General features: G+C 49.3%; 21 protein-coding genes, 1 tRNA gene and 6 pseudogenes. 16 read left to right on the forward strand and 12 right to left on the reverse strand.

All coding sequences use genetic code 11. The annotated features are described in order from the left end of the window. Positions 1 to 2: 2 nt before the first annotated feature. From RTW80_RS31435 to prfH, 3 genes and pseudogenes are all read left to right on the forward strand, one after another. On the forward strand, positions 3 to 59 hold the full coding sequence (locus RTW80_RS31435) for an IS1 family transposase (protein ID WP_003032489.1): 57 nt from the start codon (positions 3 to 5) through the stop codon (positions 57 to 59). A gap of 99 nt (positions 60 to 158) precedes the next feature. Beyond that, a pseudogene (locus tag RTW80_RS17035) lies at positions 159 to 362 on the forward strand (RtcB family protein); the annotation flags it as partial. 13 nt (positions 363 to 375) lie between these two features. Next, positions 376 to 882, forward strand: a pseudogene (prfH, locus tag RTW80_RS17040) (peptide chain release factor H); the annotation flags it as partial. Between the two features lie 56 nt (positions 883 to 938). Here prfH and pepD read toward each other — a convergent pair. Further along, positions 939 to 2,396, reverse strand: coding sequence for a cytosol nonspecific dipeptidase (gene pepD / locus RTW80_RS17045; RefSeq protein WP_001293003.1), 1,458 nt, complete (start codon positions 2,394 to 2,396; stop codon positions 939 to 941). A gap of 260 nt (positions 2,397 to 2,656) precedes the next feature. Between pepD and gpt the strand changes: the two genes are divergently transcribed. The 3 genes from gpt (at position 2,657) to crl (ending at position 4,910) form a co-directional block, all read left to right on the forward strand. Then, positions 2,657 to 3,115 (forward strand): xanthine phosphoribosyltransferase, encoded by a 459-nt coding sequence (gene gpt, locus RTW80_RS17050; RefSeq protein WP_001291990.1) that lies wholly within the window; start codon positions 2,657 to 2,659, stop codon positions 3,113 to 3,115. 91 nt (positions 3,116 to 3,206) lie between these two features. Beyond that, positions 3,207 to 4,451: an esterase FrsA gene (frsA, locus tag RTW80_RS17055; RefSeq protein ID WP_000189541.1), complete on the forward strand. Its 1,245-nt coding sequence runs from the start codon at positions 3,207 to 3,209 to the stop codon at positions 4,449 to 4,451. Between the two features lie 57 nt (positions 4,452 to 4,508). Further along, the gene (crl, locus tag RTW80_RS17060; RefSeq protein ID WP_000174677.1) at positions 4,509 to 4,910 is read left to right on the forward strand and encodes a sigma factor-binding protein Crl; all 402 of its coding nucleotides are present in this window, start codon (positions 4,509 to 4,511) and stop codon (positions 4,908 to 4,910) included. 38 nt (positions 4,911 to 4,948) lie between these two features. Here the strand turns inward: crl and phoE are convergent, their stop codons facing one another. Then, entirely contained in the window at positions 4,949 to 6,004 is a 1,056-nt protein-coding gene (phoE, locus tag RTW80_RS17065; protein ID WP_063119085.1) for a phosphoporin PhoE, read from the reverse strand. Positions 6,005 to 6,291: 287 nt separating this feature from the next. On the opposite strand from phoE, the gene proB reads away from it, so the two are divergent. From proB to RTW80_RS17080, 3 genes are all read left to right on the forward strand, one after another. Further along, positions 6,292 to 7,395, forward strand: coding sequence for a glutamate 5-kinase (gene proB / locus RTW80_RS17070; RefSeq protein ID WP_001285288.1), 1,104 nt, complete (start codon positions 6,292 to 6,294; stop codon positions 7,393 to 7,395). An 11-nt stretch (positions 7,396 to 7,406) separates the two neighbouring features. Then, positions 7,407 to 8,660 carry a glutamate-5-semialdehyde dehydrogenase gene (gene proA, locus RTW80_RS17075; protein ID WP_032248141.1) on the forward strand — a complete coding sequence of 418 codons (1,254 nt, stop codon included), beginning with the start codon at positions 7,407 to 7,409 and terminating at the stop codon, positions 8,658 to 8,660. 114 nt (positions 8,661 to 8,774) lie between these two features. Then, positions 8,775 to 8,850 (forward strand) — tRNA-Thr (locus RTW80_RS17080). 14 nt (positions 8,851 to 8,864) lie between these two features. On the opposite strand, the gene RTW80_RS17085 is transcribed toward RTW80_RS17080, so the two are convergent. The 8 genes and pseudogenes from RTW80_RS17085 to RTW80_RS17120 all read right to left on the reverse strand — a co-directional run bounded on the left by RTW80_RS17085 (position 8,865) and on the right by RTW80_RS17120 (position 13,154). Continuing rightward, a complete protein-coding gene (locus RTW80_RS17085) occupies positions 8,865 to 9,983 on the reverse strand; it encodes a tyrosine-type recombinase/integrase (protein WP_001132557.1) in 1,119 nt (372 codons plus the stop codon). Further along, positions 9,905 to 10,339, reverse strand: a complete 435-nt coding sequence (locus RTW80_RS17090; protein WP_077873866.1) for a helix-turn-helix domain-containing protein — start codon at positions 10,337 to 10,339, stop codon at positions 9,905 to 9,907. Before RTW80_RS17090 ends, RTW80_RS17085 begins: the two co-directional genes overlap by 79 nt. Then, positions 10,255 to 10,560 carry a protein YfdT gene (gene yfdT, locus RTW80_RS17095; protein WP_000206732.1) on the reverse strand — a complete coding sequence of 102 codons (306 nt, stop codon included), beginning with the start codon at positions 10,558 to 10,560 and terminating at the stop codon, positions 10,255 to 10,257. The genes RTW80_RS17090 and yfdT overlap by 85 nt, the downstream gene beginning before the upstream one ends. Next, positions 10,560 to 10,922 (reverse strand): phage protein, encoded by a 363-nt coding sequence (locus RTW80_RS17100; RefSeq protein ID WP_001242749.1) that lies wholly within the window; start codon positions 10,920 to 10,922, stop codon positions 10,560 to 10,562. Before RTW80_RS17100 ends, yfdT begins: the two co-directional genes overlap by 1 nt. Beyond that, positions 10,913 to 11,449, reverse strand: a complete 537-nt coding sequence (yfdR, locus tag RTW80_RS17105; RefSeq protein WP_048949115.1) for a 5'-deoxynucleotidase — start codon at positions 11,447 to 11,449, stop codon at positions 10,913 to 10,915. Before yfdR ends, RTW80_RS17100 begins: the two co-directional genes overlap by 10 nt. Before the next feature lie 127 nt (positions 11,450 to 11,576). Further along, entirely contained in the window at positions 11,577 to 12,401 is an 825-nt protein-coding gene (locus RTW80_RS17110) for a YfdQ family protein (RefSeq protein WP_000081287.1), read from the reverse strand. A 65-nt stretch (positions 12,402 to 12,466) separates the two neighbouring features. After that, positions 12,467 to 12,829, reverse strand: a complete 363-nt coding sequence (gene yfdP, locus RTW80_RS17115; RefSeq protein ID WP_000135682.1) for a protein YfdP — start codon at positions 12,827 to 12,829, stop codon at positions 12,467 to 12,469. A gap of 14 nt (positions 12,830 to 12,843) precedes the next feature. Then, positions 12,844 to 13,154: pseudogene (locus tag RTW80_RS17120) on the reverse strand (hypothetical protein). 143 nt (positions 13,155 to 13,297) lie between these two features. Between RTW80_RS17120 and RTW80_RS17125 the strand changes: the two are divergent. Continuing rightward, on the forward strand, positions 13,298 to 13,732 hold the full coding sequence (locus RTW80_RS17125) for a hypothetical protein (protein ID WP_000016389.1): 435 nt from the start codon (positions 13,298 to 13,300) through the stop codon (positions 13,730 to 13,732). On the opposite strand, the gene RTW80_RS17130 is transcribed toward RTW80_RS17125, so the two are convergent. Continuing rightward, positions 13,704 to 13,910 carry a hypothetical protein gene (locus tag RTW80_RS17130; protein ID WP_000549623.1) on the reverse strand — a complete coding sequence of 69 codons (207 nt, stop codon included), beginning with the start codon at positions 13,908 to 13,910 and terminating at the stop codon, positions 13,704 to 13,706. The genes RTW80_RS17125 and RTW80_RS17130 overlap by 29 nt on opposite strands. 93 nt (positions 13,911 to 14,003) lie before the next feature. Between RTW80_RS17130 and RTW80_RS17135 the strand changes: the two genes are divergently transcribed. The 6 genes and pseudogenes from RTW80_RS17135 to RTW80_RS17160 all read left to right on the forward strand — a co-directional run. After that, positions 14,004 to 14,159: a DUF4222 domain-containing protein gene (locus RTW80_RS17135; protein WP_312719647.1), complete on the forward strand. Its 156-nt coding sequence runs from the start codon at positions 14,004 to 14,006 to the stop codon at positions 14,157 to 14,159. Next, positions 14,149 to 15,060 (forward strand): helix-turn-helix domain-containing protein, encoded by a 912-nt coding sequence (locus RTW80_RS17140; RefSeq protein WP_312719643.1) that lies wholly within the window; start codon positions 14,149 to 14,151, stop codon positions 15,058 to 15,060. The genes RTW80_RS17135 and RTW80_RS17140 overlap by 11 nt, the downstream gene beginning before the upstream one ends. After that, a pseudogene (locus tag RTW80_RS17145) lies at positions 15,059 to 15,379 on the forward strand (Ail/Lom family outer membrane beta-barrel protein); the annotation flags it as partial. The gene RTW80_RS17140 and the pseudogene RTW80_RS17145, both read left to right, overlap by 2 nt. 64 nt (positions 15,380 to 15,443) lie before the next feature. Then, positions 15,444 to 16,436, forward strand: a pseudogene (locus tag RTW80_RS17150) (prophage tail fiber N-terminal domain-containing protein); the annotation flags it as partial. 1,962 nt (positions 16,437 to 18,398) lie between these two features. Next, on the forward strand, positions 18,399 to 19,202 hold the full coding sequence (locus tag RTW80_RS17155) for a tail fiber domain-containing protein (RefSeq protein ID WP_226762406.1): 804 nt from the start codon (positions 18,399 to 18,401) through the stop codon (positions 19,200 to 19,202). Between the two features lie 48 nt (positions 19,203 to 19,250). After that, positions 19,251 to 19,385: pseudogene (locus tag RTW80_RS17160) on the forward strand (tail fiber assembly protein); the annotation flags it as partial. Between the two features lie 69 nt (positions 19,386 to 19,454). Here RTW80_RS17160 and RTW80_RS17165 read toward each other — a convergent pair. Further along, positions 19,455 to 20,228: an LEM-3-like GIY-YIG domain-containing protein gene (locus RTW80_RS17165; protein ID WP_000355482.1), complete on the reverse strand. Its 774-nt coding sequence runs from the start codon at positions 20,226 to 20,228 to the stop codon at positions 19,455 to 19,457. Positions 20,229 to 20,360 lie beyond the last annotated feature (132 nt).

The following is a 20,360-nucleotide window of genomic DNA, read 5'->3' on the forward strand; positions in this document are numbered from 1 at the left end:
CGGTGGAGCTGCATGACAAAGTCATCGGGCATTATCTGAACATAAAACACTATCAATAAGTTGGAGTCATTACCCTGATTTTTATATTTATATACTCTAAATAATTCGAGTCGCAGTACATGCAACTTGAAGTATGACGAGTATAAATGGAATGGTACATGGGCAAATATATTCGTCCCTTATCCGATGCGGTATTTACCATCGCATCTGATGACCTGTGGATCGAGAGTTTAGCGATCCAACAATTACACACCACGGCAAATTTACCCAACATGCAGCGCGTAGTGGGGATGCCAGATTTACACCCCGGACGCGGCTACCCGATTGGCGCAGCGTTCTTCTCTGTTGGTCGTTTTTACCCGACAAGACGTCGCTGTAACGGTGCTGGAAACAGAAACGGGCCGCTACTCTGACACGCTGCGTTCGGCGCTGGTTTCTCTGGATGGCGATAACGCATGGGCATTAAGCGAAAGCTGGTGTGGCACTATTCAGTGGATTTGTCCGAGTCCGTATCGGCCTCATCATGGGCGCAAAAACTGGTTTCTGGGCATTGGGCGTTTTACCGCTGATGAGCAGGAATAATCGGATGCAATCCGTTATGAGACGTTGCGTTCGTCGGGGCCGGGCGGTCAACATGTCAATAAAACCGACTCGGCGGTACGCGCCACGCATCTGGCATCCGGTATTAGCGTGAAGGTTCAGTCAGAGCGCAGCCAGCATGCTAACAAACGGCTGGCGCGATTGCTGATTGCCTGGAAGCTGGAGCAGCAGCAACAGGAAAATAGCGCGGCGCTGAAATCGCAGCGGCGAATGTTCCATCACCAGATTGAACGTGGCAACCCGCGACGGACATTTACAGGGATGGCTTTTATCGAAGGATAATGAAGGATGAAACTGCCGGAAGGCGATTAAACGCCATCCGGCAGCAAATCAAATAATTACTTCGCCGGAATTTCTTTCAGCAGTTCAGTCAGCAGTGTCCAGTAATGACCTACGCTTTTGATGTGAACTTGCTCATCCGGAGAGTGTGGACCGGTGATAGTTGGCCCGATAGAAACCATGTCCATTTCCGGATACGGTTTTTTAAACAGACCACATTCCAGGCCCGCGTGGATAATCTGGATGTTCGGCGTCTTGTTGAACAGGCGCTGATAGGTTTCACGTACCAGATGCATCACCGGAGAATTAGCGTCCGGCTGCCAGCCAGGATATGCGCCTTTCGCTTCGGTTTTCGCGCCAGCCAGTTTACCCAGCGAATCCAGCATGCTCACCACGTAGTCTTTACCGCTGTCGATCAGTGAACGGATCAGGCAGTGAATTTCTACGTTATTGTCAGTCATGGTCACCACACCGACGTTCAGGGAGGTTTCGACCACACCTTTTGCCACGTCGGAATTGCGGATCACACCGTTCGGGGTGGCGTTCAGCAGACGAATAAAGGTATCGCGAGATTTCGCAATCAGAGCAGCTTTATCGTTCGCTACAGAGTCCAGCAACAAGGCCAGATTCTTCTCTTTCTCTGCCAGCTCGTTTTTCAGGATGTCCTGATAGGTATTCACCAGAGATTTCAGGGCGTCGACTTTATCAGCTGCGACAGCAATGGTCGCAAAGGCTTCACGCGGGATGGCGTTACGCAGTGTGCCACCGTTGAAATCGATAAGGCGCAGGTCCAGCTCTTCCGCATGACCCGCCAGGAAGCGCACCAGCAGTTTGTTGGCATTACCCAGGCCAACGTGGATTTCACCGCCGGAGTGACCGCCTTTTAGACCTTTTAAGGTTAACTTGAAGGTTTCAAAGCCAGCTGGAACCGCTTCACGATCCAAATGCAGGTTGGAGGTGAAGTCGATACCCCCCGCGCAACCCATGTAGATTTCACCTTCTTCTTCGGAGTCGGTGTTAATCAGAATATCAGCCTGCAACCAGTTGCTCTGTAAGCCGAACGCACCGTCCATACCGGCTTCTTCGGTCATGGTCAGCAGCACTTCCAGCGGGCCGTGAACCACGTTTTCGTCAGCCAGAACCGCCAGCGCAGACGCCATACCAATGCCGTTATCTGCACCCAGCGTGGTGCCGCGCGCTTTAACCCATTCGCCATCAATATAAGGCTGGATAGGATCTTTCGTGAAGTCATGCACGGTGTCGTTATTTTTCTGCGGCACCATATCGAGGTGGGCCTGCAAGACGACCGGTTTACGATTTTCCATACCTGCGGTAGCAGGTTTACGAATCAGGATATTACCTACCTGATCGCGTTCGACATGGAAACCTTTCTCTTTTGCCCAACCAACAATGTATTCAGCGAGTTGCTCTTCATGATAGGACGGGTGAGGAATAGAACAGATTTTGGCAAAAATATCCCACAGCGGCTGTGGAGATAATTGAGACAGTTCAGACACGTTAAGTCTCCTTGTCGATCACCCGCAAAACAGTATTGCAGGTCACAGGGTTAGCAGAAAATGTTGTCAACACAAGACAGGCTTGCGAGATATGTTTGAGAATACCACTTTATCCCGCGTCAGGGAGAGGCAGTGCGTAAAAAGACGCGGACTCATGTGAAATACTGGTTTTTAGTGCGCCAGATCTCTATAATCTCGCGCAACCTATTTTCCCCTCGAACACTTTTTAAGCCGTAGATAAACAGGCTGGGACACTTCACATGAGCGAAAAATACATCGTCACCTGGGACATGTTGCAGATCCATGCACGTAAACTCGCAAGCCGACTGATGCCTTCTGAACAATGGAAAGGCATTATTGCCGTAAGCCGTGGCGGTCTGGTACCGGGTGCGTTACTGGCGCGTGAACTGGGTATTCGTCATGTCGATACCGTTTGTATTTCCAGCTACGATCACGACAACCAGCGCGAGCTTAAAGTGCTGAAACGCGCAGAAGGCGATGGCGAAGGCTTCATCGTTATTGATGACCTGGTGGATACCGGTGGTACTGCGGTTGCGATTCGTGAAATGTATCCAAAAGCGCACTTTGTCACCATCTTTGCAAAACCGGCTGGTCGTCCGCTGGTTGATGATTATGTTGTTGATATCCCGCAAGATACCTGGATCGAACAGCCGTGGGATATGGGCGTCGTATTCGTCCCGCCAATCTCCGGTCGCTAATCTTTTCAACGCCTGGCACTGCCGGGCGTTGTTCTTTTTAACTTCAGGCGGGTTACAATAGTTTCCAGTAAGTATTCTGGAGGCTGCATCCATGACACAGGCAAACCTGAGCGAAACCCTGTTCAAACCCCGCTTTAAACATCCTGAAACCTCGACGCTAGTCCGCCGCTTTAATCACGGCGCACAACCGCCTGTGCAGTCGGCCCTTGATGGTAAAACCATCCCTCACTGGTATCGCATGATTAACCGTCTGATGTGGATCTGGCGCGGCATTGACCCACGCGAAATCCTCGACGTCCAGGCACGTATTGTGATGAGCGATGCCGAACGTACCGACGATGATTTATACGATACGGTGATTGGCTACCGTGGCGGCAACTGGATTTATGAGTGGGCCACCCAGGCGATGGTGTGGCAACAAAAAGCCTGTGCGGAAGAAGATCCGCAACTCAGTGGTCGTCACTGGCTGCATGCGGCTACGTTGTACAACATTGCCGCCTATCCTCATCTGAAAGGAGATGACCTGGCCGAGCAAGCGCAGGCTTTGTCAAACCGCGCCTATGAAGAGGCCGCCCAGCGTCTGCCGGGCACGATGCGGCAGATGGAGTTTACCGTACCCGGCGGTGCGCCCATCACCGGCTTTTTGCATATGCCGAAAGGCGATGGCCCGTTCCCGACAGTATTAATGTGTGGTGGTCTGGATGCGATGCAGACGGACTATTACAGTCTGTATGAACGTTATTTTGCGCCGCGCGGCATTGCGATGCTGACTATTGATATGCCGTCGGTGGGCTTTTCTTCAAAATGGAAGCTCACCCAGGACTCCAGCCTGTTGCATCAGCACGTCTTAAAGGCGCTGCCTAACGTACCGTGGGTGGATCACACTCGCGTCGCGGCCTTTGGTTTCCGTTTCGGCGCTAACGTTGCCGTGCGTCTGGCATACCTTGAATCGCCGCGTCTGAAAGCGGTTGCCTGTCTTGGTCCGGTAGTTCATACCCTGTTGAGTGATTTTAAGTGCCAGCAACAGGTGCCGGAAATGTATCTTGACGTTCTGGCCAGTCGTTTGGGGATGCATGATGCTTCCGATGAAGCGTTGCGCGTGGAGCTGAATCGCTATTCATTAAAAGTGCAAGGATTGCTGGGACGTCGCTGCCCAACGCCAATGTTATCAGGCTACTGGAAGAACGATCCGTTCAGCCCGGAAGAGGACTCACGCTTAATCACCTCATCATCTGCTGACGGTAAATTATTAGAGATCCCATTTAACCCGGTGTATCGGAATTTTGACAAAGGTCTTCAGGAAATCACAGACTGGATCGAAAAACGTTTGTGTTAAAAATTTGCTAAATTTTGCCAATTTGGTAAAACAGTTGCATCACAACAGGAGATAGCAATGACGTTACCGAGTGGACACCCGAAGAGCAGATTGATCAAAAAATTTACCGCACTAGGCCCGTATATTCGTGAAGGTAAGTGCGAAGATAATCGATTCTTTTTCGATTGTCTGGCTGTATGCGTCAACGTGAAACCGGCACCGGAAGTGCGTGAGTTCTGGGGCTGGTGGATGGAGCTTGAAGCGCAGGAATCCCGTTTTACCTACAGTTACCAGTTTGGTCTGTTCGATAAAGCAGGCGACTGGAAGAGTGTTCCGGTAAAAGACACTGAAGTGGTTGAACGACTGGAGCACACCCTGCGTGAGTTTCACGAGAAGCTGCGTGAACTGCTGACGACGCTGAATCTGAAGCTGGAACCGGCGGATGATTTTCGTGATGAACCGGTGAAGTTAACGGCGTGAGTGAAATGTGCCGGATGTATCACATCCGGCAATATCCATTAAAACTGATAGGTCATGCCAACCGCGACAATATCATCATTATTAATATTCAATTTGTTATCGCTATCCAGTTGGTTGATTTTATAATCTACAAACGCTGACATATTTTTGTTGAAATAATACGTAGCCCCGACATCGATATAATTGACCAGATCTTCATCACCGATACCTTCAATATCTTTCCCTTTCGATAAGACATAACCCAGCGATGGACGCAGACCAAAGTCAAACTGGTATTGAGCGACCGCTTCAAAGTTCTGTGTCTTATTGGCAAAGCCGCCAGTTATTGGCGTCATTTTGCGTGTTTCAGAATAAAAAGTTGCCAGATAAATATTATTGGCATCGTATTTCAGACCTGTAGCCCATGCTTCTGCACGCTTGCCTGTGCCACGGCTTTGCAGGTTCTGCTCGTTGGTGCGATCTGAGTTGGTATAGGCCCCACTAATGGCGAAATCGCTGCCGCCAAAGTCATATGTCAATGACGTGCCGAAGCCATCGCCGTTTTGCTTTTTAACGTCGCGGTTTTCGTTTTTCCCTTGATATTGCAGGGTTAAGTTCAGGCCATCGATAACGCCGAAGAAGTCGGTGTTCCGATACGTCGCCAGACCGCTGGCGCGTTTGGTCATAAAGTTGTCGGTCTGCGCCGAGGAGTCGCCACCAAATTCCGGGAACATATCGGTCCAGGCTTCCACGTCATACAACGCGCCCAGGTTACGACCATAATCGAAAGAACCCAAATCTTTATATTTCAACCCGGCAAAAGCGAGACGCGTTTTTTGCTGTGCAGTATCACTCTCTGCTTTATTACCGGCAAACTCTGCTTCCCAACGACCATAACCAGTCAGTTGATCGTTAATTTGTGTTTCGCCTTTAAAACCAAAACGGATATAACTCTGGTCGCCATCTTTACTGCCGTTATCACTCATATAATGCATGGCTTTAACTTTGCCATAGACATCCAGTTTATTACCGTCTTTGTTATATATTTCTGCGGCCTGTACGGATGCAGATGCCACAATGCCCATCACCACTAATGCCAGAGTGCTCTTTTTCATTTTCATTCCTGATTTTAATTAACGCGCGAATATTCAGCGGGAGAGTCCCGTTGAAAACAGGAAAGTTTTTAACCTGAGATTGTTAAAGATATATTACAGATTAATAATATTCTTAAAATGTGGTAATTTAGTAAATCTGTAATAAAAGCGTAAACAACTGCCGCTAGGCTTGCTGATCCCGCGCAACAAAACGCCATGCTTTGCTCGCAGATGGTTGGCAACCGACGACAGTCCTGCTAAAACGTTCGTTTGATATCATTTTTCCTAAAATTGAATGGCAGAGAATCATGAGTGACAGCCAGACGCTGGTGGTAAAACTCGGCACCAGTGTGCTAACAGGCGGATCGCGCCGTCTGAACCGTGCCCATATCGTTGAACTTGTTCGCCAGTGCGCGCAGTTACATGCCGCCGGGCATCGGATTGTTATTGTGACGTCGGGCGCGATCGCCGCCGGACGTGAGCACCTGGGTTACCCGGAACTGCCAGCGACTATCGCCTCGAAACAACTGCTGGCGGCGGTAGGGCAGAGTCGACTGATTCAACTGTGGGAACAGCTGTTTTCGATTTATGGCATTCACGTCGGGCAAATGCTGCTGACCCGTGCTGATATGGAAGACCGAGAACGCTTCCTGAACGCCCGCGACACCCTGCGTGCGTTGCTCGATAACAATATCGTTCCGGTAATCAATGAGAACGATGCTGTCGCTACGGCAGAGATTAAGGTCGGCGATAACGATAACCTTTCTGCGCTGGCGGCGATTCTGGCGGGTGCCGATAAACTGTTGCTGCTGACCGATCAAAAAGGTTTGTATACCGCTGACCCGCGCAGCAATCCGCAGGCAGAACTGATTAAAGATGTTTACGGCATTGATGACGCACTGCGCGCGATTGCCGGTGACAGCGTTTCAGGCCTCGGAACTGGCGGCATGAGTACCAAATTGCAGGCCGCTGACGTGGCTTGCCGTGCGGGTATCGACACCATTATTGCCGCGGGCAGCAAGCCGGGCGTTATTGGTGATGTGATGGAAGGCATTTCCGTCGGTACGCTGTTCCATGCCCAGGCGACTCCGCTTGAAAACCGTAAACGCTGGATTTTCGGTGCGCCGCCGGCGGGTGAAATCACGGTAGATGAAGGGGCAACTGCCGCCATTCTGGAACGCGGCAGCTCCCTGTTGCCGAAAGGCATTAAAAGCGTGACTGGCAATTTCTCGCGTGGTGAAGTCATCCGCATTTGCAACCTCGAAGGCCGCGATATCGCCCACGGCGTCAGTCGTTACAACAGCGATGCATTACGCCGTATTGCCGGACACCACTCGCAAGAAATTGATGCAATACTGGGATATGAATACGGCCCGGTTGCCGTTCACCGTGATGACATGATTACCCGTTAAGGAGCAGGCTGATGCTGGAACAAATGGGCATTGCCGCGAAGCAAGCCTCGTATAAATTAGCGCAACTCTCCAGCCGCGAAAAAAATCGCGTGCTGGAAAAAATCGCCGATGAACTGGAAGCACAAAGCGAAATCATCCTCAACGCTAACTCCCAGGATGTTGCTGACGCGCGAGCCAATGGCCTTAGCGAAGCGATGCTTGACCGTCTGGCACTGACGCCCGCACGGCTGAAAGGCATTGCCGACGATGTACGTCAGGTGTGCAACCTCGCCGATCCGGTGGGGCAGGTAATCGATGGCGGCGTACTGGACAGCGGCCTGCGTCTTGAGCGTCGTCGCGTACCGCTGGGGGTTATTGGCGTGATTTATGAAGCGCGCCCGAACGTGACGGTTGATGTCGCTTCGCTGTGCCTGAAAACCGGTAATGCGGTGATCCTGCGCGGTGGCAAAGAAACGTGTCGCACTAACGCTGCAACGGTGGCGGTGATTCAGGACGCCCTGAAATCCTGCGGCTTACCGGCGGGTGCCGTGCAGGCGATTGATAATCCTGACCGTGCGCTGGTCAGTGAAATGCTGCGTATGGATAAATACATCGACATGCTGATCCCGCGTGGTGGCGCTGGTTTGCATAAACTGTGCCGTGAACAGTCGACAATCCCGGTGATCACAGGTGGTATAGGCGTATGCCATATTTACGTTGATGAAAGTGTAGAGATCGCTGAAGCATTAAAAGTGATCGTCAACGCGAAAACTCAGCGTCCGAGCACATGTAATACGGTTGAAACGTTGCTGGTGAATAAAAACATCGCCGATAGCTTCCTGCCCGCATTAAGCAAACAAATGGCGGAAAGCGGCGTGACATTACACGCAGATGCAGCTGCACTGGCGCAGTTGCAGGCAGGCCCTGCGAAGGTGGTTGCTGTTAAAGCCGAAGAGTATGACGATGAGTTTCTGTCATTAGATTTGAACGTCAAAATCGTCAGCGATCTTGACGATGCCATCGCCCATATTCGTGAACACGGCACACAACACTCCGATGCGATCCTGACCCGCGATATGCGCAACGCCCAGCGTTTTGTTAACGAAGTGGATTCGTCCGCTGTTTACGTTAACGCCTCTACGCGTTTTACCGACGGCGGCCAGTTTGGTCTGGGTGCGGAAGTGGCGGTAAGCACACAAAAACTCCACGCGCGTGGCCCAATGGGGCTGGAAGCACTGACCACTTACAAGTGGATCGGCATTGGTGATTACACCATTCGTGCGTAAATAAAACCGGGTGATGCAAAAGTAGCCATTTGATTCACAAGGCCATTGACGCATCGCCCGGTTAGTTTTAACCTTGTCCACCGTGATTCACGTTCGTGAACATGTCCTTTCAGGGCCGATATAGCTCAGTTGGTAGAGCAGCGCATTCGTAATGCGAAGGTCGTAGGTTCGACTCCTATTATCGGCACCATTAAAATCAATAAGTTACACATCATTAGTACCTTCCTTATTTTTTGACTGGGACAAATTTGGGACCGATGGGTTCAGGATCGAGTCTATTTGCCGTGCGTGTTCGGTAAGGTGATTAGGTGCAAGGTGAGCATATCGACGAACCATTTCGATAGACTCCCAGCCTCCCATTTCCTGTAACACTGACAACGGGACTCCGGCTTGAACCAGCCAACTTGCCCAGGTGTGTCTCAAGTCGTGAAATCTGAAATCATCAATACCAGCCCGTCTCAGCGCTGCTTTCCAGGCTGTGTTTGCGTCATACCGCATCTTCCTGACTGTTGGCGCTTTCGTTCCGTCTGGTTTGGTACAGCTTTCCTTGTACACAAATACCCAACGGTGATGATTCCCGATTTGTTTTTTCAATACGCGACATGCAGTATCATTCAGCGCAACGCCAATTGCGCGGTTTGATTTACTCTCTTCCGGGTTTATCCATGCCACCCGGCGCTGCATATCTATTTGTTGCCATTCAAGGTTGATGATGTTCGAGCGTCTTAGGCCTGTTGCCAGTGCAAATTCAACAACAGACTTTAATGGCTCCGGACATTCATCAATCAGCCTTTGTGCTTCATGGGGCTCCAGCCAGCGGATCCGTTTATTCTTTGGTTGGGGCACTTTAATAATTGGTGCCTTATCCAGCATTTTCCATTCACGCTCTGCGGCTCTTAGTAGGGCCTTTATAAATGAAAGATGCGTAGCCTTCGTTGCAACGGACGCTGGTTTTGGCGTGTATTCTGGAACAGGTTTCCCTTTTTTTCTGCATGCTTCTGCCCTGAGTTTCCAGTTTTCCTCATGACGCCGGTTCGTCATTTTCTGCATTGCTGAATAAATTTTTGATTCAGTAATGTCTCTTAGTTGCATTCCTGCGAAATGTTGAAGCCAGAATCCGATCCGGCTTTTGTCATCGTCCAGTGATTTTTTATGTGCTTTCTCTTCAAGCCACCTGACACACGCTTCCTCGAACGTTATATCAGGTATTTCACCAAGTTTGCTGACCCGCCATGCTTCAGCCTTTAGCTTGTCATGGAGTTCTGTCGCCTGCCTTTTGTCCTTTGTTCCAAGAGACTGTTTAAATCTTTTACCGTTCGGCAATGTGAAACTGGCGTACCATATTTCACCTCTGCGGAAGAGTGACATTTTCTTTCCTCTGTTATGCCATCACCCGCGCTCACCTGGACAGTATGCAGCGGAGACTGAAGAGCCGCAATGCAGGCTTGTCGTGTTGTGAGGTAAGGAGATTTATTCTTAGTGGGATCTTTGCGTGTTGCCTGAAGACGCCCTGTGCGTATCCAGTTAATGGCAGTCGGTCTGGATATCTTGAGAAAATGACAGGCCTCATCGAGTGTGAGGCTGTATGGCTCCATTATTTCACCTCTTGCTGTGACATTGTTGAAAAATGGATACCAGCTCGTTGCTGCCAGACGATCCAACCGAGAGTCATATCCCATGCCATGTATTCGTTATCGCCGTTTTTTGCTCTCCGACGATCTACTAAGTCACCGAAACGCTTTTCCATGAATAATTCATAAGCTTCGCGTTCATCTGGTTCTACTTCCAGAGATAGGAGTGCGATTTCATAAGCACGGCGCTCAATATCGTCTCGCACGTCAAGGCTGCTGATACGCTCTTTAATTTCTTTAATCAGTTCTTTGTCGGTAAAAGTGGTCATTATGCTCCAGCCTCCGGTGCTTTTGGCATTACTGCCCAGTGAGTGATATTGACGTTTTCAAGGTCCCCGACCTGAAATGTCCACTGCCATTCTCCGGTTTCTTTTTGTCCCCAGGTGTACCAGAGAGAACGCCAGCCAATTAGCCAGCCTTCTCCGTTAGCATCGAATAACAAAACACTTTCATTTGCTGGTGGCAGTTCAGTTGACACTGGTATTACTTTGTTTTCCTGTGCTGCACATTTAGCTTCAAGCGCATCGAATTTACGCACTAGGTATTCAGCATCTGTTTCATTTACTTTCAGATCTCGCGGTACACATCTCCCACGAAGAAACCCTTCCATTTCGAAAACATTCATGCGCATTTGCGTAACTCCGATAACTCGTTAAAGCGTTCCATAAACATCCCGTAGGCATGGCCCGGAGCCAGTGGAATCACGTTGAACATCTCTGTTGCCGGGATACCTTCCAGTACAGGCCAGAAAGAGCCATCATCAAGCCTGAGATCGCGGCGTTCGGTTGCCAGCATGATGAGATCGGCATATTTCACGGGCGTACTCATAACTGGGGGTAACCCGTATTTCTCACGGATTACGGCGTCTATTTTTTCTTCCATTTGTTTATAGTCAGGAAGAAGGCGTTTCAGTGGTGCGGGAATGTCCTGGCAATACGCTTCTGTTGCATCATGCATTAACGCTTCAAAAGCAAATTCCTGCGGCACCAGCTGGCTGCAAAGAACCGCATGTTGGGCGACGCTGTAGAAGTGCGAAAGATGACCGGCAAAGCGACAGATATTTGAAAGGGAAACCGCGATATCGTTAATATCGATGTCGTCTTTATTTATCCTGTCATAATAAAAATGCTTCCCGGAAAAAGTTTTAATAAATGACATTTTGTTCTCCACGTATATGCGCTGCACCGCGCTGAATTCTGGTAAAAAGAATCCCTCACCATCCGGCGATTATTGAGTAAATTACGTTTCCATAAATGCCCCCGCAGGGGCATTTGCAGTAATGAAATCAGGCGGTGAAAGTACCAATAAAGGTTTCTACTTTGCTGTCCTTGAATTTCTCAACAAGCAGATCACGAAATTCGTTAGCCATTTCTTCCTGCACCGCCTCCAGCTGAATAATGCGTAGAACCAGTACAGGACGATCGCCAGTGATAATACTGAGGCGTAATTTAAACGGACGTTCTTTCAGACCTTCAAACGGAACGCATTTAAATTCAAATGCCACTGGCATAATGTCTTTGGTCTTCGCTTCGACAGACTCCATCAGGGAGCGTTTGCCGCTGAAGTCATTATCTTCAAAATCAGCGGTCTGGTTTGCTTCAATCGTGATTTTACGGACAGCCGCAGCCGCTTTTGTTGCCTGAATAGCGTCACCATTAGCATCAAAGCCCACAAGATAGTCGGCCCAGTCTTCAATCCATTCTGCCAGTGACTTCTGGGAGTTACGCTCGCCGTTAACAGACAACAGAGCAGAGAACGGTGCTGTCTTTTTCAGTTTGAGTGTGGCGGTGTTATCTGCGTGACCTGGTTCATCAATAGTACCCAGGTTAAGCACACTGACGGCACGCATATTATCAGCATCGATAAAGCAGCGGGTGCCTTCATCTGCAAGATCTTTAGAATAACGGGTAAAGTCATCGATGCTGGCAGTGGAAAGCGCACCACGGAAACGGAAGCGATTTAAATTAAATTTTTCCAGATCATGAATGCGGAAATTCTCAGGCAATGCCACAGCATCGGCACCAATCTTACTGATAATTTCATTAACACCCTGAGCAGAAATAAGGGCATGGATTTGATTAATTGCGGTTGCGTCTAAGTTCTGAGACATAATAAGTCCTCACTATATAAAGATATTCAGTGATGAGATAAATAATCAGTTAATTAAAAACGATATTAACGACCTGCTGCGCGGAGTTTTCCGTCAGGTTCACCGGCAAGAGTCAGTAACTGTCCCTGGTCTTCCTGCAGAATAGTCAGGCGACCACCGCGATTGACATACATCGGCGTTTCGGTGGTGTCTTCTTCGGAAATTTTCCCGCGGTTAGTCGGGCGAACATATGAGAGTTTGTGTTTGATTTTCACTCGGTTCTCATCAAACGGTTCGATTTCCAGGTTGAGCGAGACCTTACCTTTGGTTTTCGTGTTCATCACACCGGAAGCGACTTCACTGAGAACTGCGCCGATTTTGGTTTCAAATACGCCGCCGTCCAGCTCCCCGATAAATGCCTGCACATCAGTACTGCGTTCGCTAGCCATTTTGCTGCTCCTCATCATATCGACCCTGCAAGGTCGGTTAGTTTCTCCACAAAACAGAGAAGAACACCTGCGGTGACTGCCGCCCGGATGGATTGGGTTATGAGCCCGTCGTCCGGTGATGCTCTTCTCTGTTTTGTAAAAAGGACGGTACCAGCCGGAAGCAAGGGTACAAGCTGGTACCGCCAAGACTACACACAGCATAAAGTTGTGGTGCCGGGTGCCTCCCGGTGCCTGGCGAAGGTTGCACACCAGGCGGGTGGGTATCCACAGAAGGTCGACTGTCAGCCTCAACCTTAACCCGCGTGCGCTGAGCCGCATTCACCACAACGCTAAGGATTCTCTCTGGTTGAAAATACTTAGCTGTTATGTGCCTGCTTTTAGCCACATCAGGCGAGGTGGACCTAGTTATTCCCCAACAACAAGGATTCGGTTAATCTGGTTATCCCCAACAACGCAAAAGGAAAAGAAATGTCCGGTAATATCTATACGCTGTACAAATCCCACTGTGAAAATGTTGGAAAGTATCGGGGCATTGAAATCAGTGGGGTAGTGTCATCAGTCGAAATAAGCAAAGTTGAATCAAGGGCAACATTACTTACTCTTTTGGACCTTGTCTTACATGAGCACCGGAAGAAATTCGGCACTCCCTATAATCAGTTGAATGGGAAAAAGGCTCTGGTTCACCTTATTCTGATGAAGCATCACTGGATGCCAAAACAGATTAATGAGATGAAATTTGATGAACTTCTTCTTTCAATTCAGGATGAACTCACACTTGATAAAATAAGCGTAACCGCCCAGAAATTTTTAGATTATCGAGACTGGAGATCACAAATTCATCACTTTGATGATTTTGACGAAAATGAATGGGATCCTAATTTGTCTGCACAATATCTAAAGTAACATCCTGTGATAAAACCGTGATTTCCTGATCCAGTTTTTTTAAGGAGTCTATTGTTTCCTGTCGATAAGACAGCACTTCACGAAGCTGGTTTATAGCTGCCAGCTTCTTTGTCATCCACTCATAAATTTCCTCATCTGTGTAGCCAGGCGCGACGATTTTGGGTTCTGTTTTGTGCATTTCACATCTCCTCAAGTTATCAGTTACTTGTTGATGGGGACCAGATTGTTAAAGAGCTAAGCGTCCTGTAGGGCGCTTTTTTGTTGCTAACGAATCATCCTGGACTTCATATGCCCCAGAGTCATTCGTTGGGAGCCGGAAACACAACGGGTTATCTACCTCCGCGAAGGCTATGAGCATGAGTGCTTCAGCCCGCTCGAACAGTTTCGTCGTAAATTCAGGGAAATAGAGGTCGGTCATGAGCACTAAATTAACCGGCTATGTATGGGATGGTTGCGCTGCATCAGGCATGAAATTATCCAGCGTGGCAATTATGGCCCGCCTGGCTGATTTCAGTAATGACGAAGGTGTGTGCTGGCCATCAATTGAAACCATTGCCCGCCAGATTGGCGCGGGGATGAGTACCGTCAGAACGGCTATCGCACGGCTGGAAGCAGAAGGCTGGTTAACGCGTAAGGCGCGTCGCCAGGGTAACCGCAATGCGTCGAATGTTTATCAGCTTAACGTTGCGAAGCTTCAGGCAGCGGCATTTTCTCAACTGTCAGATTCTGACCCGTCAAAATCTGACGCATCAAAATCTGACCCGTCAAAATTTGATGCGTCGAAATCTGGCAAAAAAGCGGGTTTTCACCCGTCAGAATCTGGCGGGGATCCGTCAGTAAAATCAAAACATGATCCGTCAGATAAAAAAACTTCTCGTCCGGACGCTTCGCAACCGGACACGCAGACGGATGAACAGGATTTTTTAACTCGCCATCCTGATGCGGTTGTATTCAGCCCTAAAAAGCGCCAGTGGGGAACGCAGGATGATTTGACCTGCGCACAGTGGCTCTGGAAAAAAATCATCGCCCTGTACGAGCAGGCCGCCGAATGTGACGGCGAGGTGGTTCGTCCCAAAGAACCGAACTGGACAGCCTGGGCAAACGAAATTCGCCTGATGTGTGTGCAGGATGGTCGTACTCACAAACAAATCTGCGAGATGTACAGCCGCGTCAGCCGCGATCCGTTCTGGTGCCGTAACGTGCTCAGTCCGTCGAAGCTGCGGGAAAAATGGGATGAGCTTTCCCTGCGCTTATCGCCGTCCGTAAGCACGTACACCGAAAAACGCGAAGACCCGTACTTCAAATCCAGTTACGACAACGTGGACTAACCGCTGGTTCAGCGTGATGGCGGGGCCGTCTGTGCGCGTGAATGAATGGTTCAGCGCGTATGCGATGGCGGGTGTGGCTTACAGCCGTGTGTCGACTTTCTCCGGGGATTATCTGCAGGTGACCGACGACAAGGGGAAAACGCACGATGTGCTGACCGGAAGTGATGACGGTCGCCACAGCAACACGTCTCTGGCGTGGGGGGCTGGCGTGCAGTTTAACCCGACCGAATCCGTGGCCGTTGATGTCGCTTATGAAGGCTCCGGCAGCGGTGACTGGCGTACCAACAGTTTCATCGTTGGTATCGGTTATAAATTCTGATTAGCCAGGTAACACAGTGTTATGACAGCCCGCCGGTTCAGGCGGGCTTTTTTGTGGGGGGAATATGGCAGTACGGATTTCAGGTGTACTGAAAGATGGCGCAGGTAAGCCGATACAAAACTGCACCATTCAGCTAAAGGCCAGGCGCAACAGCACCACGGTGGTGGTGAACACAGTGGCCTCAGAGAACCCGGATGAAGCCGGGCGTTACAGCATGGACGTTGAGTACGGTCAGTATAGCGTTATTCTGTTGGTGGAGGGATTCCCGCCGTCACATGCCGGAATTATCACCGTGTATGAAGATTCCCGACCCGGTACGCTGAATGATTTTCTCGGTGCCATGACGGAGGATGATGCCCGTCCTGAGGCACTGCGCCGTTTTGAACTGATGGTGGAAGAGGTGGCGCGTAACGCGTCCGCGGTGGCACAGAACACGGCAGCCGCGAAGAAGTCAGCCAGCGATGCCAGCACATCAGCCCGTGAGGCAGCAACCCATGCGACTGATGCTGCAGGCTCAGCACGCGCAGCCAGCACGTCAGCCGGACAGGCCGCGTCGTCGGCTCAGTCAGCATCTTCCAGCGCAGGAACGGCATCAACAAAGGCCAGTGAAGCAGCGAAAAGTGCTGCTGCTGCAGAGTCCTTAAAAAGCGCGGCAGCTACCAGTGCCAGTGCCGCGAAAACGTCAGAAACGAATGCTGCAGCGTCACAAAAATCTGCAGCCACTTCTGCATCCACCGCGACCACGAAAGCGTCAGAAGCTGCCACCTCAGCCCGGGATGCGTCGGCTTCAAAAGTGGCGGCAAAATCATCAGAAACGAGCGCAGCCTCGAGCGCCGGCATTGCAGCTTCCTCGGCAACGGCAGCAGGAAATTCCGCGAAGGCCGCAAAAACGTCTGAGACGAATGCGGATAACAGCGCACAGGCGGCAGCAGACTCACAAACTGCATCGGCAAATTCCGCGACAGCAGCCAAAAAATCAGAAACCAACGCGAAAAATAGTGAGTCAGCAGCAAAGGTCAGCGAAACCAACGCTAAAGCGTCAGAGAACAAGGCGAAAGAATATCTCGACAAGGTCGGGGGACTCGTCAGCCCGATGACGCAATACGATTGGCCCGTTGTTACTGGTAATGAGTCTTTTTACATAAAGATCGCGAAACTTTCCGATCCCGGAAGCAACAATTGCCATGTAACGCTAATGGTTACTAACGGCGGTGACTACGGCTCCCCTTACGGAAACATTGACTTTATCGAGATCTCGGCGCGCGGTCTGCCTTCTTCGCTTACTGCTGATAATGTATCTCGTTACCTGAGTATACGCCGTTTAGGGCCAACCGGGCTAATCAATAGCATGCAAATGCGTTACGGCCTGGTTAAAGATGATGGCTTTATTGAGGTTTGGGCCTTCCAGCGTGCATTTATCAACGGCGCAAAGGTTGCGGTACTGGCGCAGACGGCACGCACGGAATTATACATTCCAGACGGATTTGTTAAGCAAACCGCCGCGCCTTCTGGATATGTTGAAAGCCCCGTTGTAAGGATTTACGACCAGTTAAACAAGCCGACTAAAGCAGATTTGGGTCTTTCTAATGCTATGCTTACAGGCGCTTTCGGTCTTGGCGGTAGCGGGATATCAACAAACGGCAAGATGAGCGATGTAGAGATCTTAAAAGCTCTGCGTGACAAAGGTGGTCATTTCTGGCGCGGTGATAGGCCGACCGGAAGCACGGCGACCATTTATAGCCACGGTTCTGGTATATTCTCGCGGTGCGGCGATACGTGGTCAGCGATCAATATCGACTACTCAACCGCGAAGATTAAGATCTATGCCGGCAACGATGCCCGGCTTAACAACGGGACTTTTAGCATCAATGAGCTATACGGCTCGGCAAACAAGCCGTCGAAATCGGATGTTGGACTTGGCAACGTAACGAACGATGCGCAGGTGAAAAAATCCGGCGATGTTATGTCTGGTGATCTTGATATATTGAAAGAAACGCCATCTATCAGGCTAAAATCAGCAAAAGGAACCGCTCATCTGTGGTTCATGAACAACGACGGAAGCGAGCGCGGCGTTGTTTGGTCGCCTGAAAACAACGAATCACTTGGCGAAATCCACATCAGGGCGAAAAACACAAAAGGTGAATCAAGTGGTGATTTTATTGTTCGCCACGACGGGAGGGTTGAGGCCCGCAATCTAAAAATAACTTACAAAATCAGCGCAGCCACCGCAGAATTTGCAAACACAAGCACCAGTTCCGATAACACTACGGTAAGCATCAAAGGATCTCAGCATACGCCTTTGGTTTTAACGAGCAACAACACAATTAAAAACTTGTCCATTGGGTTTAAGGTTGATGATGTTGATCAAAAATACCTAGGTATAGCTGGTGACGGTGATTTGTATTTTGGTAGTTATTCTGACCACACAAAAAACAGCAAAGTAATCACACAAGCAAAACTCGATAGCGGGGTGACGGTAGGCGGTAAAACAACCTTTTCTGACCTTGCCACATTTAACGCAGGTATGGCGGGATCTATCGAGCCGGAAACCATTGACAACAAGACTATTGATTTAAACGACTTGATCATTGCTAATACAGTGGCTGGATCTGTTAAATACTATCAATGCAAAACTGTCGCAGGTGGTGCATATATTACCAATAAGCCTGACGGCGTAAGCGGTAACTTTTTGCTACGTGTAGAATCTACTCGTAAAACTACGGGTTCAGATTATGCGATCATGCAAACGCTGATTGGCAGCGACACAAAACGCATATATGTTCGCTTTGTTGTCAATGGAAGTTGGACGGAGTGGAGTCAGGTAGTTGTTTCAGGATGGAATCAGGATGTAACCGTCAGGTCGTTAACCTCGACGACTCCATCAAAATTAGGCGGCGGGCGTGTTGATGTGCTGGGGAGTACGTCAGATTACAGTAGTATGAATTGTGCTGTGCGCGGTGTTGATAGCACTGGAACCAATTCGGCGTGGTCAGTAGGTACATCGAAAAACACGGGAAAAATGTTGTGCCTTAAAAACCACAGAAGCAGCGCTCAAGTGCTGTTAAATGGCGATGATGGCGCGGTGCAACTACTAAGCGGTACTGTCAACGGTGCTACAGCACAGGCGCTAACCATCAACAAAGATGAGGTTAACTCAACTGCCGATTTAGTAATTAGAAAACAAACAGGGACTGGCAATCGTTTTGCTTTACTTAATTCAGGTAATTCAGAACTACCAGTTGGTATCAGGGTGTGGGGTTCCAGTACTCGACAAAACGTTTTTGAGGTTGGCACGTCTGCTGCGTATCTGTTTTATGCGCAAAAAACGTCAGCAGGCCAGTTGTTTGATGTAAATGGCGCTATTAATTGCACAACGCTGAATCAGTCATCAGACCGCGACCTTAAAGACGATATTCTCGTTATCAGCGACGCGACGAAAGCAATCCGTAAAATGAACGGATACACCTACACGCTCAGGGAAAACGGGATGCCTTATGCTGGCGTTATTGCACAGGAAGTAATGGAGGCGATACCAGAAGCTGTGGGATCGTTTACTCATTACGGTGAAGAGTTGCAGGGACCAACGGTTGACGGCAATGAATTACGTGAAGAAACACGTTATCTGAATGTTGACTACGCCGCCGTGACGGGCTTACTTGTTCAGTTCGCCCGTGAAACAGATGATCGCGTTACCGCGCTGGAAGAGGAAAACACAACGCTACGTGAAAATCTGGCAACAGCAGACACCCGGATCAGCACTCTGGAAAATCAGGTAAGCGAACTGGTTGCACTTGTCCGGCAGTTAACAGGAAGCGAACATTGATATCCTTCAAGCTCTGAAGGAGGCTGTTCCCGGTACGTTCAGACTGTTGTTGAGCTGGAAATCGCAACGGAGGAAGAGAAAGCGTTACTGGCCGCATGGAAAAAGTATCGGGTGTTGCTGAACCGTGTTGATACATCAACTGCACCTGATATTGAGTGGCCAGAAGAACCAGACACCGTGTAAGCAAAAAAGAAAAACCGCAGACACGACGTATGCATGACGTGCTGCGGTTTATGCTTATCACTTAAAGACTCAAAAATTAGGTGAGTAACGGACCGGGGACATAGCTCCTTTTTTTCTTAATTCATCTGGTATTTTTTTTCCAAGATAAAGATTTGCTATTTCAGGTGGGGCTTCTCGACCTTCAAAACCATAGCGCGAACTTTGTGTTGCCTCAAAGTCAGGATCCTCGTCCCAGTATTTCAACGAAGGGAAATTTTCACGTGTTGATTTGAGCCATTTATCAGCAATGAAAACCCCTCGAACGATCCCCCTTACAGTAGCAAGAATGATTTCTGCTTGGCTGGCGCGAGAGACATTAATGCGCCAGCTAAATCGAACCGCATCATAAAGCTCTGAATCCTTTGCACTTCTGTTAACGGATATCATTAATGCTTTATGATGAAATGTTATGGTTTCGGGCTGATATGTTGCTATCAACTCTTTGACATGCGCGGCGCCGAATTCATTGCTGCCAGCACCATTCATGATATTCGTTAACCCAGGGTAGGCATCAATAAGTGCTGCTTCAACTTCGTACGCCGTCTTTTCATCAGTCATTCCGTGTCGATGGATGACATGGATAACTTCAAGTCCTGCTAACCTTATTTCTCTAATTTGCTTTAGCTTGTTGCTCAGTAACTCGTCATCATCAGTCGCTGCCACTTCACCGCGCATATGGGCAAATACGCGGTTACCTTTGCCTTTCCCTACATAGAAGGTGCTTCCGTCCCTCGGATCAATCAATCGGTATACATACCAGCCAAGGTGTTCAATTACTCCAGAAGGAAACTCAGTAATATCCATTTTGCAATATCTATGAAGAATTATTTGTGAGACGTATATTAATGATCATTGCAAGGGCTCACAACCAGTAGTGTTGAGAAAACCATCGGAGAAATGAGGCTAAGCCTTTGAATTTACATAGTACAAAAAAGA

The sequence above is a fragment of the Escherichia sp. AM3 genome (assembly GCF_032029835.1).
In the GTDB taxonomy this organism is placed as follows: domain Bacteria; phylum Pseudomonadota; class Gammaproteobacteria; order Enterobacterales; family Enterobacteriaceae; genus Escherichia; species Escherichia coli.